This window comes from uncultured Aquimarina sp. (assembly GCF_947492115.1).
Taxonomy (GTDB): domain Bacteria; phylum Bacteroidota; class Bacteroidia; order Flavobacteriales; family Flavobacteriaceae; genus Aquimarina.
The window spans coordinates 245,928-260,478 of record NZ_CANLMM010000004.1 but is presented as its reverse complement, the minus strand read 5'-3'; the positions used below and the strand labels follow the sequence as shown (position 1 = coordinate 260,478).

General features: G+C 32.9%; 11 protein-coding genes. 3 read left to right on the top strand and 8 right to left on the bottom strand.

The features are described from left to right. Nucleotides 1–140: 140 nt before the first annotated feature. From Q1A73_RS14325 to Q1A73_RS14300, 6 genes are all read right to left on the bottom strand, one after another. Nucleotides 141–2,918, bottom strand: coding sequence for a bifunctional aconitate hydratase 2/2-methylisocitrate dehydratase (locus Q1A73_RS14325; protein ID WP_299606869.1), 2,778 nt, complete (start codon nucleotides 2,916–2,918; stop codon nucleotides 141–143). 629 nt (nucleotides 2,919–3,547) lie between these two features. Beyond that, nucleotides 3,548–4,018 carry a hypothetical protein gene (locus tag Q1A73_RS14320; protein WP_299606867.1) on the bottom strand — a complete coding sequence of 157 codons (471 nt, stop codon included), beginning with the start codon at nucleotides 4,016–4,018 and terminating at the stop codon, nucleotides 3,548–3,550. 915 nt (nucleotides 4,019–4,933) lie between these two features. Next, nucleotides 4,934–5,887, bottom strand: coding sequence for a MoxR family ATPase (locus Q1A73_RS14315; protein ID WP_299606865.1), 954 nt, complete (start codon nucleotides 5,885–5,887; stop codon nucleotides 4,934–4,936). 1 nt (nucleotide 5,888) lies between these two features. Then, nucleotides 5,889–7,277, bottom strand: a complete 1,389-nt coding sequence (locus tag Q1A73_RS14310) for a peptidylprolyl isomerase (RefSeq protein ID WP_366141460.1) — start codon at nucleotides 7,275–7,277, stop codon at nucleotides 5,889–5,891. A 28-nt stretch (nucleotides 7,278–7,305) separates the two neighbouring features. Beyond that, nucleotides 7,306–8,199 carry a peptidyl-prolyl cis-trans isomerase gene (locus tag Q1A73_RS14305; protein WP_299606861.1) on the bottom strand — a complete coding sequence of 298 codons (894 nt, stop codon included), beginning with the start codon at nucleotides 8,197–8,199 and terminating at the stop codon, nucleotides 7,306–7,308. Further along, complete coding sequence (locus Q1A73_RS14300; RefSeq protein ID WP_299606860.1) at nucleotides 8,156–10,114, bottom strand: peptidylprolyl isomerase; 1,959 nt, start codon at nucleotides 10,112–10,114, stop codon at nucleotides 8,156–8,158. The genes Q1A73_RS14305 and Q1A73_RS14300 overlap by 44 nt, the downstream gene beginning before the upstream one ends. Before the next feature lie 328 nt (nucleotides 10,115–10,442). On the opposite strand from Q1A73_RS14300, the gene Q1A73_RS14295 reads away from it, so the two are divergent. After that, nucleotides 10,443–10,682 (top strand): hypothetical protein, encoded by a 240-nt coding sequence (locus Q1A73_RS14295; RefSeq protein ID WP_299606859.1) that lies wholly within the window; start codon nucleotides 10,443–10,445, stop codon nucleotides 10,680–10,682. A 90-nt stretch (nucleotides 10,683–10,772) separates the two neighbouring features. Continuing rightward, nucleotides 10,773–11,279, top strand: a complete 507-nt coding sequence (locus Q1A73_RS14290; RefSeq protein WP_299606857.1) for an OmpH family outer membrane protein — start codon at nucleotides 10,773–10,775, stop codon at nucleotides 11,277–11,279. Nucleotides 11,280–11,357: 78 nt separating this feature from the next. On the opposite strand, the gene guaB is transcribed toward Q1A73_RS14290, so the two are convergent. Further along, nucleotides 11,358–12,830, bottom strand: coding sequence for an IMP dehydrogenase (gene guaB / locus Q1A73_RS14285; RefSeq protein ID WP_299606855.1), 1,473 nt, complete (start codon nucleotides 12,828–12,830; stop codon nucleotides 11,358–11,360). Nucleotides 12,831–13,136: 306 nt separating this feature from the next. Between guaB and Q1A73_RS14280 the strand changes: the two genes are divergently transcribed. Next, nucleotides 13,137–13,913 carry a phosphatase PAP2 family protein gene (locus tag Q1A73_RS14280; protein ID WP_299606853.1) on the top strand — a complete coding sequence of 259 codons (777 nt, stop codon included), beginning with the start codon at nucleotides 13,137–13,139 and terminating at the stop codon, nucleotides 13,911–13,913. Between the two features lie 5 nt (nucleotides 13,914–13,918). On the opposite strand, the gene Q1A73_RS14275 is transcribed toward Q1A73_RS14280, so the two are convergent. Further along, entirely contained in the window at nucleotides 13,919–14,431 is a 513-nt protein-coding gene (locus Q1A73_RS14275; protein WP_299606851.1) for a DinB family protein, read from the bottom strand. Nucleotides 14,432–14,551: the final 120 nt, after the last annotated feature.

Sequence of the window (14,551 nt, the reverse complement as noted above, 5' to 3'; positions counted from 1 at the left end):
GATTATAAAAAGAGTATTTAATCTACTGAAGAATTCTAGTTAAAAAATTAACTTAATGATACCATAACAGCAAATCATTTGTCATAAAAAAAGCCTTACTATTTTCATAATAAGGCTTTTGTTATATTCACGAATAGCTATTAAACCACTAATTGTTTTTGAGAAGGTTTGAACTTCGTTAATACAATTCCTTTAACAGCTGCTTGATATTCTTCTAATGTTGGAGTTCTTCCTAAAATTGAAGATAACACTACTACTGGTGTTGATGATAATAAAGACTCTCCTTTTTTCTCTTTTGAATCTCTAACAACACGACCTTGGAACAAACGTGTAGATGTTGCCATTACCGTATCGCCTGGTTCTGCTTTCTCCTGATTACCCATACACAAGTTACATCCTGGACGCTCTAAATACAATACATTTTCATATTTGGTACGTGCTGCAGCTTTCGGCGCAGCATCATCAAATACAAAACCTGAATATTTAGCTAATACATCCCAATCTCCTTCTGCTTTTAACTCATCTACGATATTGTAGGTTGGAGGCGCAACTACTAATGGAGCATTAAATTTAACCTCACCTTGTTGTGCTTCTATATTTTTTAGCATCTGTGCTAAAATCTTCATATCACCTTTGTGAATCATACAAGATCCTACAAAGCCTAAATCAACCTTCTTTGTTCCACCATAAAACGATAGCGGCTGGATATTATCATGTGTATAACGCTTGGAAACATCTTCATTATTAACATCTGGATCTGCAATCATTGGTTCAACGATCTTATCTAAGTCAATAACTACTTCTGCATAATATTTAGCATCAGCATCTGGTCTTAAGGCTGGTCTATTTCCTGATTCAATTTCTGCAATACGATTGTTCGCCTTGTCCACTAAACCTTGTAATACTTGCTTATCATTATCCATTCCCTTGTCAATCATAATTTGAATACGATCTCTAGAGATTACTAATGATTCGATTAACGTTTCATCTTCAGAAATACAGATAGATGCTTTCGCTTTCATTTCAGCTGTCCAATCCGTAAATGTGAAGGCTTGATCAGAAGTAAGTGTACCAATATGTACCTCGATAATTCTTCCTTGGAAAACATTTTCACCTTCAAATTGATCTAGCATTTGTTGTTGCGTAGCGTGCACTACATCACGGAAATCCATATAAGGAACCATATCGCCTTTAAATGTCACTTTCACCGACTCAGGAATCGGCATGGTAGCCTCTCCTGTTGCTAATGCTAAGGCCACTGTTCCTGAATCCGCTCCAAAAGCAACTCCTTTTGCCATTCTTGTATGAGAATCACCACCAATGATTACATCCCAATCATCTACAGCGATATCATTTAATACCTTATGTATCACATCGGTCATTGCATGATATACTCCTTTTGGATCACGCCCTGTAATGAGACCAAAGTCATTCATAAACTTCATTAATCTTGGAATATTAGCCTTTGACTTATCATCCCATACAGAAGCTGTATGACATCCTGATTGGTATCCAGCATCTACAATAGGTGAGATGACAGTAGCAGCCATCATTTCTAACTCTTGAGAAGTCATTAAACCTGTAGTATCCTGAGATCCAACAATATTTACTTCTACACGAGTATTAGATCCTGCATGTAACGTAACTCCTGGAGTATTTCCTACAGCATTTCTATTAAAAATCTTTTCTACAGCGGTTAACCCTTGCCCTTCTATAGAAATCTCTTTAGAAGGCGCATATACTTGAGGCACCTCAATACCCAAAGCTTTACATGCAAAAGTTTGTAATTTTTTACCAAAAACAACAGCATAAGAACCTCCTGCTTTGATAAACTCCATTTTCTGAGGAGTTAACGCAGTAGAAATATCTTTTAATTCTGTACCTCCGTTATATAATTTCTTTTCTTTTGTATTGATGGTTAAAACTGTACCTGTTTTAACAGAATATACTTCTTTTAAGATTGGATCACCCTCTTCATCTACAATGGTGTTTCCATTTTCATCTTTTTGCTTTACCCAATTTTTAAGATCGATACCAATACCTCCTGTTACACCAACAGTAGTTAAGAAAATTGGAGCAATACCATTGGTTCCTGCAATTACCGGAGCGATATTAATAAATGGTACATATGGACTTGAAGGAATACCTGTCCATAATGCCACGTTATTTACACCTGACATACGAGAAGATCCAACTCCCATCGTTCCTTTTTCGGCAATTAACATGACACGCTTATCTGGATGTTGCTTTTGTAATGCTAATAGTTCATTTTGCATATCTTTATTGTGCTCGAACATAGATTGTCCGTGTAATTCACGATCCGATCTAGAATGCGCATCTGCACCAGGAGATAGTAAATCCGTAGAAATATCTCCAACTCCAGCTATATATGTTACAACTTCTATTTTCTCCTCTACTTCAGGTAATTTTGTAAAGAATTCTGCTTTTGCATAACTTTCTATAATGTCTTTAGCAATTGTGCTTCCTAATTTCATGGCCTCCTCTAAACGCTCTGTATCAGCTTCATACAAGAATACTTGAGTTTTTAGAACTTTAGCCGCTTCATCTGCAATTGATGCATCAGATCCTAATGCTAAATCTAAAAGAACTTCTACAGAAGGACCTCCTTTCATATGAGATAATTGCTCAAAGGCAAAAGCAGGTGAAATTTCTTCAACCACCGTTTCGCCCAGAATAATTTCTTTAAGAAATTTTGCTTTTACACCAGCGGCACTTGTAGTACCTGGTAATGTGTTATAAATAAAAAACTTTAGAGAATCTTCTCGATGAGAATTATCTTTATCCTTGATTTGCGAAATAATCTCGCTTAATAACTCAGCTCCATCAATTGGTTTTGGATGTAAACCTTGAGATTTTCTTTCTTCAATCTCTTTGATGTAATCATTATAAGTGTTCATACAATTTAAAATAGAATTCTTTCCTGGTTTAATCTAAAATGCTAAGGATATAAATAAAATTCTCTTGTTACTGCTAAAAAGTATCACAATTTTGATTCTTTGATAGCATCTTTAAAAACTGTATACTCCGCAGAGAAATAGATACGATCCTTACATTTTATGTTTACTTTATCACCTGTTTTTAACTATAAAAGCTAAACACAAAAATTATATCGATTCATTAAAAACGAATGCTACTAGTTTATAAAGAAAACCCTTTGCTGTAGATTTTTCATTATACTTTTCGTACTCGCGAAACTAAATCTTAAATCGCTAAAATTTATGTAATGACAAGTCCGACGAAAATACAAATTTTAAAGGATTTTTATGAAATGAAAAGCTCCAATGATATTTTTTTTACATTATTAAAAAAAATATAGCATCTATTTATGTAAATCATTAATTATACTGGGGTTAAAATAGCAATCAACTAAAAAAATATCTAATATTTTACACGTCATTTTATAGAATTACGAAAACGTTATAGTTAGTTGACAAATAATCGCTCCTAAAACCATCAATTTTGTCTTAAAAACACAAAAAAAGTGAAGTTATACCAACTTCACTTTTTTACTCTTGCACTTTATCGACTATTGATCATCATTTTTATGTTCCTTTCTATGGCGACCTTTTCTTCCTCTTTTTCCTCTCTTCTTTTTCATTTTCTTGTAGGTCTCTAACTGCTCTTTATTTAATGTCGCTTCAAACTTACTTTTAGCTTCTTTCATTTCTTTCTTCTGAGACTCTTTTAATGCTTTTTGCTTGTCCGTTAAAGTAGGGGTCAAAGCTTTATGCTTTCCTTTTCTAGAAAGATCTTCATTCTCTACAATTGCTATTTGCTCTTCGTTAAAGGTTGCTCTCATAGCTTTTCTATGTCCTATATGCATTTCTTTCTGCTGTTCTAATTGCATCTTCTGATCCTCTGATAAACTTTCATGGAATTCTTTTCTCAATTCTCTATGTTGTCTATGACCTTCTCTTCTATCTGTTACTTCTTCTGATTGTGCTTTGGCTACAAAAATTCCCAAAAACAAAATCATGCAGGTTACAATATTCTTCATCTATCTATTTTTTTTATTAAACTAAATTATTTCGAACGTTCACTACTTAGACTATTTATATAAGAAAAGGTTTAAAAAATATTTTAGAAATTTCGATTTGTAAGTAAATTCTTTATGTATAGTAAAAGTCTATGCTTTCTAAATAGAAGATATATCTTTATTTTCTCTTTACTTTTTAGCAAAACACGAGCATGTTTCTATACAAAGACTTAAATTGAATTAAAAAAAAGTTAAAAAAAGGGAATATTCCCCTATACCTTTTATTTTCGCACCTTCAAATTGAAAAAATTAGGAAATGGTTTTTCCCCAAGTATCCATTCCCGTAAAATTCAATTGTTCATAATAGCAAAAAGCCCGTTACCTGCTTAACGGGCTTTTTAATATCTTCTAATGATATCTTTATAAAATTAGATTGAAGTGAATAGCTAAAACTTGAAATCAAATTCATTTTTTCTACGGGAATTACCGTATTTCCAAGTTAAAAAATCCTTCACCTCCCTATCATAATTTACTATACTATCTTGAAAAATATATTTTGGCAGAAAACAACCACTAATTTATTTAAACCTAAAATGATATTTTTTTTCAGTTGTACTTGAAAAAATTCTGAAATTTTGTTTCAATTCATCTAATGAGAAACTAACTATCCACTAAAACACTATCAATTCTATTGGAAAAGTTCTGAAAGGTTTTAGCGATGTACACTGCCCTCTTTATTTTCAGTAGTGGGTCCTGTAATTAACAATGTAGGCTTACCTTCTCAAATATTTTTATATGCTGTACTATTAGAGAGAACATCTCCATACAATTTGCAATTCGTCTCATTGCAATATTGTTGAGCATGGACACGAATCGATAATAATAATGATAACGGAGTTATTTTATTTATTGGTCGAACAATTTGTAGTTAACGATCTAAAATAAACTTCTTATAATATCTTCAATACTTACTCCCTCGGCTTCTGCCTTGTAGTTCTTAATCATACGATGGCGCAATATCCCCATAGCTACCGCTTGCACATCTTCCATATCTGGAGAAAATTTTCCTCTAACCGCCGCATTTGCTTTTGCTGCTAATATAAGATTCTGAGAAGCTCTTGGTCCTGCTCCCCAATCAATATAACTTTTTACTAAATCAGTTGCAGTATCTTCTTTTGGTCTTGTTTTTGAAACCATTTTTACCGCATACTCTACTACATTATCAGCAACAGGTATACGTCTGATTAACTGTTGGAAATCTATAATCTCTGGCGAAGTAAATAAAGGGTTGATAGTTACCTTGGCGTCACTCGTTGTACTTTTAACAACCTCTACTTCTTCCTGAAAACTTGGATATTTTAATTCTATCGCGAACATAAATCTATCCAATTGCGCTTCTGGAAGCGGATAAGTCCCTTCTTGCTCTATAGGATTCTGTGTTGCTAATACAAAATATGGTAAATCTAATTTATAATGATGTCCTGCCACGGTTACCGCTCTTTCCTGCATTGCCTCTAGAAGAGCAGCTTGCGTTTTTGGTGGTGTTCTATTGATCTCATCAGCAAGTATAATATTAGAAAATACTGGTCCTTTAATAAATTTAAAATGCCTAGACTCATCCAAAATTTCACTTCCCAAGATATCACTTGGCATAAGATCTGGGGTAAACTGAATTCTCTTAAAATCTAATCCTAGAGCTTTTGAGATAGTATTAACCATCAAAGTTTTTGCCAGTCCTGGCACTCCTATTAAAAGGGCATGACCTCCAGAAAATATCGAAATAAGAATCTGATCGATTACTTCTTCTTGGCCAATAATAACTTTTGCAATTTCTTTTTTGAGTTCGGTATGTTTGCTTACCAGTTTTTCTACTGCTGCAACGTCAGACATATTATTTTTCTTTTTTTAACCAGTTACCGCTAAACTCACAGTCTCTGTAATCGCCATTAATTTTTATGTAGGTATCATTAATTTTTTCATCCTGCCATTCTCGTATGGCTTCAATTTGCTTTTTTCTAAGTGCTAATTCTTGAATCTTAAGATAATCCTTAGCATAATCTGCTATATGTTCATCATAACGATTTAAAACCGTTATTAATTTAAACTTTTTACGACCTTGACGATCTTGATCAGGAATCACCAATGAAACCTCATTAGTTTTTAGTTTTGATACTTGATCGTACAATATAGGATCAATTTTGGTAAGTTCAAAACGAGTATCTCCTGTTGTTGGATTTAATAATTGTCCTCCATCTTCTTTCGTTTCTTTTTCATCACTAAATTTTCTTGCAGCTTCTTTAAAGCCAATTGATCCAGATACTACTGCTGTTCTAACAGAGTCTACTAATTTCTGAGCTACTTCTACACTTTCTCTGGTTACATCTGGTATTAATAAAATATGTCTAACATCAATCTCTTCACCTCTGATCTTATCTAACTGGATAATATGCCAACCAAAATCAGTTTTAAAAGGTTCACTCACTTCGCCTACTTGTAAACTAAATGCAACATCCTTAAATTCTTTTGCGAAAGGGGTCTGTCTATTTAAAGTATATTTCCCTCCTTTAGATTTTGACCCAGGATCTTGTGAATATAATACCGCTTTTGTAGCAAAACTACTTCCGTTTTCTACAATATCAGTTCTAAATTGTTTTAATCTGTCGATTACCTTCTGTTCTTCTTCATCAGGAATTTGTGGTTCTATTACGATCTGCGCAAGCTCTAATTCTGTACCGAACAAAGGTCTTTCTTCTTCTGGAATTTCATCAAAAAACTCTCTTACTTCTTCTGGAGTAATCTCAATACCTTCCACGATCTTAGATCGCATTTGCTCTGCCAATCTATTTCCTTTATTAATTTCAAAAAGTTCTTTTCTAAAATCGGCTTCGCTTTCTTTTTTATAGAACTTCAATACTTTATCGAGAGTACCTAATTCTCTTGTCATATAATTTAACTGCTGATCTACCATGGAATTCACCTCTGCATCAGTTACAATAACACTGTCTTGCACTGCATGATGCGCATACAATTTATTCTCGAATAAACTTCCGGCTAATTCACAGCGACTTACATCTGCAGCAGATACTCCTTCACTTAGTAGTTGCTGATATGCAATGGTGATATCACTTTCTAATATTACATACTCACCAATAACGGCAGCCACACCATCGATTTTAATTTTCTGAAAAGACTTATCAGATGTATCTTCTTGAGCTATTTCTTCTTTTTTCTCGTCTTCAATAATCTCCTGCGAATAAATCTTTATGCCTGTACTTGACATCAGTAGTACTGATAGACAAATAACGTTTTTAATTATAGATTTCAAATTGTTTGTTTTTAATAGCATCTTTCGTAATGTCCTTTTCTAATTTTTTTATCAACTCCCTCTTTCTTTTATTGAGTATAATCTGTCGTATTGTTGGTTTTATATATTCTAAAGGTGCTGTTTCTTTTTTGGTAAGCACTTCTTTCATTTTGATCATATATACTCCCAACGAGTCGCGCAATTGCACATATTTACCGTTTTTTAAAATCTTATTCCTATCCTGATTTTTAAGAACCGGTATTTTATTCAATACCTGATCAAACTGAACCCAAATAGAATCATTAAATGAAGATGTAACAAACTCTAACTTTTTATCTAGCAATTCATCTCGATCTTCATCATTAAAACGATTAAAACGTGTTTGCGTTGCAACAATATTATTATAATCAGGTGGCAAATGTAAGTAACGTAATTTTACTAACTCTTCATTGAGCACAAAATTTTCTATATTTTCTGAATAATAAGACGCCATATCGTCATCTGTAACCTCCATATTAATAGATTTATTGATGACAGCATCTTTGTAAGCGTTAATATATAATGTACTCTTATAGTCCTCTACAAGATTATCGAATTCTTGTAATTCACTCTCTGTTAAATTTCTTTTGGACTGATCTATGAATAACTGTCTTGTAGCCCAAATATTGATATAATTATTTATAATATTGGTACTATCTTCTTTTGAAGTATCCTTGGGAACAAGATCTTTTATATCATCTTTATAAAGGTAGGTTTCATTAACTCGGGCCACCACTTCTCTGTTTGTGGAGTGGTCTATTTTACCACAACACACAAAGGCTAGAAGTATTATGATGATCGAAGGATATCGCATTTTAGATTGACAGTTCTTTTTTAATTTTCTTAAGAGTTTTCTCATTTAGCTCTACTGAATATTTTCCTCTTAATTCATTTAACCACTGCTTTTCTAAATCTTCCTGAAAATCATTAATTACTTTTCCTTTTGTTTCTTCGAAAGTCTTAATTCTGGATGGTATAACTTCCATAACTTTAATTAGTGTAATGTAATTATCCTCTGTTGTACTTATTATTTCTCCAGATTTTCCAGAAAATTTACCTGCTAAATCATCTACATCTTTTTCTACTATTTGTTCGGTAAATAAGACCTTATTGGTTTCTGAAGTATTTACTTCTTTTTTGATAACATTTACATCTTTTCCTTTTTTCAAGAGTTTTTCTACTTTAGTAATGAGTTCTTTATTAGCGGAAGAAGCTTTCATTATTTTATAACTCTCATTCTGGATATAGTCGTTCTTTCTCGAATCATAATACTTCTGTAAGCCAAGAGAATCGGTTTTAGCAGCATTCCATATTTTAGTTTCCATTAAGTCGAATAACAATAACCCATCTCTATATTCAGAAATCACATTAGCAAAATCCTGATTATCTTGCTCTAAATTCTCTTCATAATATTGAAGTAACATAGCAGATTCATAATCTTCATATATTCTGTCTACTAAAACGGCTACTTCTTTCGTATTCGACTTACGGGTACCTTTATTTTGTATAAACTTCGCAAAATCCAAATAGGTAAAATTTTGATCTCCTATTTTAAACAAGTTCTTTTTTAGGTTAGCATCATCTTCTGAGAAATTCCATTTTTCATTAAAAATAGTGGATGGAACTATTTTTTTAAAATAGCTTAATGCTTTCTCATTTTTCTCTAAACCATATTTTTCTTTAAGCGAATTGATAAATGATTCTGTAATTAGTTTAGATCGGCTATCTTTTTTAACTCTTTGTGTAAGTTCTCCTTTTAACTCTTCGAATGTCTTAGGTGGATGTTTCTCTATTAACTTAACAATATGCCAACCATATTTTGTTTTTACAGGTTCTGATAATTCTCCTTTTTCTTTTAAACCAAAAGCAACCTTTTCGAAACTCTCTGAATTTAGCGCTCCTTGCCCAAATCTATTGATCTTACCACCATTTATTGCAGTATTACGATCATCACTATATTGTTTTGCCAAAGATTCAAAAGACGCTTTTTCATTTAGTTGCGCTTGTATTTCTTTAATTCTTTTTGCCGCTTGTTCTTCGGTTTTATCTTTATTAAATGCGACCATAATATGAGCAACCGTTACTTCTCCTAATGATTTTTCCTTATTATTTACTTTAACGATATGGTAACCAAAACGAGTTCTAAAAGGCTCAGACACCTTTCCTACTTCTGTTGTAAACGCAGCATCTTCAAAAGGATAAACCATTCGGAATGCAGAAAACCATCCTAAATCGCCTCCATTTTTCTTAACCGAAGGATCTTGACTATAGGCAACTGCTACTTTCTTAAAATCTTCACCGCTTATAACCTTATTTCTTGCTTCAGTTATTTTTTCATAAGCTGCTAACGTATCTTTTGGAAGTGCGTCTGGTCTAACCTGTACCAGAATATGACTAGCATTTACTCTTTGTTGTAAACGATCATAAGCTTCTTTTACCAGCGCATCGGATACTTTGGTATCTGTTAAATAACTTGCTGAGAGCTGTTTTTTATACCCTGCTAATTCTTTGACATAAGATTCTTTTTTATCAAGACCTTGGGATCTTGCTTCCTCTAGCTTTAGCTTATAATTGATAAATAACTCCAAGTATTCATCAACATCTTTTTGGGATTCATCTTTTACTAAATCGATATTCTTTAGATATACTCTTTTAAACTCTGATCTGTAGACCGGTGAGTTATTAATTGTTAGAAGTACTTGATCTTTCTCTTGGCCATATAGTAACGTACTGAAAATTACTCCTAAAAAAAGTATGATAGATTTTTTGTGCATAGTTCTTAAAAATAAAGTCCCCAATCGGACAAAAATAACAATATTAACGTGTTTTACAAGCTATTTGTAGTAACGTATATGATGCTTATATCGTATGAAAACCATTCAAAAAATTAATAATTCCTGATATCCGTGGTAGCTTTCAACTATTATACTAAAATAACGATCAAAAAATACACATCCAAACTGATTCATTCTTTATCCAAAACTTATGGTTTATCCATCTAGAAACTTCATCTATTCTAGTGTAATTATTTTCATATTCATGTAGTATCTTCGCAACAAAATGTAACGGAATTATCTACTAGCAAACAATAACTTTTATCTTTTGGAAAGAAAATTAAAACTTATATGGGATTTTAGAGGTCCTAGTGCTCAAAAGACCGCGGAGCACCATGTCATCCATTTAAAGGAATATATTTCTATAGAAAAACTCTCTCTTAATATCACAGGTTTTCAGGAGATTAACGAATTTCATAGTATCGCTTTCATGGTTGTTACTGATTCTGAAATGAAACAAGTCAGAGATGCACTAAAACCTCATCGTGGACAGCTTTATCAGAAGTAGATTTTTAAAAAATATTTGTCTTGGCACGTATATTGCCTTAGACCTTATATATTTGCAAAACTTTAAAAAACAAGAATTAAAAATATCACAATGAAAAACATATTATTTCCAGTCCTTTTATTATTTATAAGCATTCAGGCATTCGCTCAATCAAAAGTAGGTACTATTGATAGTGATTTTATTCTTTCTAAAATGCCTGAGCTTACTAAAGTACAGGAAGATTTAAAGGCATATAATGCTAAATTAGAAGCAGACCTTAAGGTAAAAGCCGATGAATATCAAGCAAAAGTAAAGGCGTACCAGGAAGGTGTGGCTACTATGACCGAACCTATGAAGAAGACAAAGCAAGAAGAAATTATCGCTTTAGAAAATGATATTGCTAAATTTCGTCAAAATGGAGCACAACTAGTTCAATTAGAACAAAACAAATTGTTACAACCTTTGTATACAAAAATAGGTAAGGCTTTGGAAGAAGTTGCTAAAGCAGAAGGATACACTCAAGTATTAACAATTACTAGTAGTGGATTAGCATATGTAGATCCAAAGTTTGATCTTACGAAAACAGTAATGACTAAATTAGGTATTCCGATTCAATAGTGTATTGAAAATCTATAAAAAAAGGCTTCGATTTTGATGATCGAAGCCTTTTTTTATCATTATTTTTCTAAAAAGTTTTTATCTACTATAATTCGGAGCTTCTTTAGTAATCGTTACATCATGTGGATGACTCTCATGAATTCCGCTTGCGGTAATTTTCACAAAACGTCCTGTATTCTGCAGCGTTTCAATATCCTTAGATCCGCAATACCCCATACCAGCGCGTAGTCCTCCTACAAATTGGTGAATACTTTCGAAAAGTTCCCCTTTATATGCAACTCTTCCTACAATTCCTTCTGGAACTAATTTTTTGATATCATCTTCAACATCTTGGAAATAACGATCTTTTGATCCTTTTTTCATCGCTTCTACAGATCCCATTCCACGATACGACTTGAATTTTCTTCCTTCGTAGATAATAGTTTCTCCAGGAGATTCTTTAGTACCAGCTAACAAAGAACCTAACATTACGGTATCGGCTCCTGCTGCAATTGCTTTTGGAATATCACCTGTATATCTTATTCCTCCATCTGCTATAACAGGAACTCCAGATCCTTTTATTGCTGCAGCCACTTCTAACACAGCAGAAAATTGTGGAAATCCAACACCTGCTACCACTCGAGTAGTACAAATTGACCCTGGTCCAATCCCTACCTTTACTGCATCAGCACCAGCTTCTACTAAATATTTTGCTGCCTCGCCAGTAGCTATATTACCAACAATTACATCTAAATCAGGAAAATTCTTTTTTACATCTTTCAAAACAGACACCACGCCTTTGGTATGGCCATGAGCAGTATCTATTACTACAGCATCTACACCTGCTTTTACCAATGCTTCCGCACGTTCTACAGCATCACCTGTTACTCCAATTGCTGCCGCTACTCTAAGACGTCCAAAACCATCTTTATTTGCAATAGGCTTTAATGTTAATTTAGTAATATCTCTAAAAGTGATTAATCCTACTAAGGTATTATCATCATTAACTACAGGTAATTTTTCTATCTTATTGTCCTGTAAGATAACCTCAGCTTCCTGAAGAGAAGTTCCCTCTCCTACCGTAACCAAGTTTTTACTGGTCATCACCTCAGAAATAGGCCTTTCATCATTTTTTTCAAAACGTAAATCCCTGTTGGTCACGATTCCTAATAACTTATTATCAGCATCTACAATAGGAATACCGCCAATACTGTGCTCGCGCATATTATTTTTAGCGTCGATAACTTTAGCATTCAAAGGCAAAGTAACAGGATCTATAATCATTCCACTTTCTGCTCTTTTCACCTTACGAACTTTCATGGCTTGCTCCTGAATAGTCATATTCTTATGAAGCACTCCAATTCCACCTTCTTGAGCCATGGCAATGGCCATTCGGCTTTCAGTTACTGTATCCATAGCAGCAGAAACTATTGGAATATTGATCGTAATATTTCTAGTAAACTTTGTTTGAATATTTACTTCTCGGGGCAGTATTTCCGAAAAGGCAGGGACTAAAAGTACATCGTCATATGTAAGTCCTTCGCCAACGATTTTGGATTCGTGTGCTGTCATAGCAATTAAGATTTAATTGCGTGCAAATATAAGCCTTTTTTAAAGGAATCCTATAAAACTGGTAATGTAAAATATTTCTTTGAGCATCATGGTTGTTTTTTATCAATCTAAATGATTTACCTAAATACCTCTAAAAATCTGCAAAACCAGCTTAAACACTGGATTTAAATATTTTAACACTTCGTAAAAACAATAATTTCGAAAAAAAACGTTTGTATAAGAGTCGTTATTTAACATTATTTTAATATTTAAATAGTATATTTAGAAAAGCTTTCCCCAAAGCTACCTAACCCCAAAAAAAAGCCTATGAAAATTAGTTTATACCTACTATTGATATGCCTATGTATGCATACGGCAAAAGCGCAGTTTACGGAATTACCTATAGCAGACCTTGCTGATCTTACTATTACTAACGATCAAGTAGAACAGAATAAACCAAAAAGAAATTTATTTACCAAAAGGATCATCCCTTTTACCTTAATTGCTTCAGGACTTTTATTAACGACAAGTGATTTTGAAGAATCATTGCAAAGGGACATCAGAGGATATACCGGAGATGACTTTTATTTGAATATAGATGATTATACCAGGTATGCTCCCATAGTTCAGATGTATGCTGCAGATATTTTTGGTGTAGAAGCTAGAAACCATTGGTTTGATCAAACAAAAAATTTATTAATTTCTACCTTAGTTACGAGTGCTGCTACCACCATTCTAAAAAAAGAAGTTGACAAGGCAAGACCTGGAGATCCTTCGCAATTAAACTCATTTCCATCAGGACATACCTCTATGGCTTTTGTATCTGCTGCGGTTTTATACGAGGAATTCATAGATTCTAGTCCATTATTAGCTTATAGTGGTTACCTTTTTGCTGTTACTACCGGTAGTTTACGAATGATGAATAATAAACACTATTTATCTGATGTATTAGTCGGTGCGGGTATAGGAATTTTAACCACTAGATTAGTATATCATTATGAACATTTATTTTCTTGGAATCCTTTTAAGAAAACAGATGATATGGCTCTGGTACCGCAATTTACAGGTGATGGTGTTGGGGTTTATTTTTCAAAATCTTTTTAAAAAGATTAAATCCCTTCAGCATAGGCAAAATTTTCTTCTGTATTTACCTTAAGGTAGTCTAGCTTTAGATTTGTAATCTGCCTAAGATGTAAATAATCATGTGCTAGCCAATTTGCTAAAAATTGATAAGCTGTCATCTCACCGAACTCAGGATGAATTGTTATATTATCCCACTTTGGATTCTGTAAAGTACTTAGCCAATTAATGGAAATACTTCGTTCCCGTAAAAAATCACTTAATACAGCATTATATTCTTTATTAATATAATCTCTTTGTTGCACCCATCCTTCTGGATCAATTGGAATAAATTCATTTTCTGGAGTTTCTAATATATGTTGGGTTCTTGCTCTGAAATCCTCTCGTTCTTCATCATATAAATGGCATACAATTTCTAATAAACACCAGCGATTTGGTCTATCTTTCCACAAATATGCTTCCCTAGAAACCTTTTTAAGAAATACTTCAAAAACCTGTTGATTTCTATATAACTCGTCAATGATTAATTGATACTTATACATAATGATTAGTAAATATTTATTTGTTTGTATGCTTTGTAAAATTAACTAATTACTTCATCAATGAATCTATTCTGCTACATGCTTTTTTTGTAAAAAATTACCTGCCTAATGTATAGGAAA

Bases quoted from the DNA above. Each gene is read 5' to 3' on its own strand.
- Q1A73_RS14315 (WP_299606865.1), bottom strand. From the start codon at position 5,887: ATGTCTGACGTTGCAGCAGTAGAAAAACTGGTAAGCAAACATACCGAA.
- Q1A73_RS14275 (WP_299606851.1), bottom strand. From the start codon at position 14,431: ATGTATAAGTATCAATTAATCATTGACGAGTTATATAGAAATCAACAG.
- Q1A73_RS14280 (WP_299606853.1), top strand. From the start codon at position 13,137: ATGAAAATTAGTTTATACCTACTATTGATATGCCTATGTATGCATACG.
- Q1A73_RS14320 (WP_299606867.1), bottom strand. From the start codon at position 4,018: ATGAAGAATATTGTAACCTGCATGATTTTGTTTTTGGGAATTTTTGTA.
- Q1A73_RS14325 (WP_299606869.1), bottom strand. From the start codon at position 2,918: ATGAACACTTATAATGATTACATCAAAGAGATTGAAGAAAGAAAATCT.
- Q1A73_RS14305 (WP_299606861.1), bottom strand. From the start codon at position 8,199: ATGAGAAAACTCTTAAGAAAATTAAAAAAGAACTGTCAATCTAAAATG.
- Q1A73_RS14290 (WP_299606857.1), top strand. From the start codon at position 10,773: ATGAAAAACATATTATTTCCAGTCCTTTTATTATTTATAAGCATTCAG.
- Q1A73_RS14310 (WP_366141460.1), bottom strand. From the start codon at position 7,277: ATGTCAAGTACAGGCATAAAGATTTATTCGCAGGAGATTATTGAAGAC.
- Q1A73_RS14300 (WP_299606860.1), bottom strand. From the start codon at position 10,114: ATGCACAAAAAATCTATCATACTTTTTTTAGGAGTAATTTTCAGTACG.
- guaB (WP_299606855.1), bottom strand. From the start codon at position 12,830: ATGACAGCACACGAATCCAAAATCGTTGGCGAAGGACTTACATATGAC.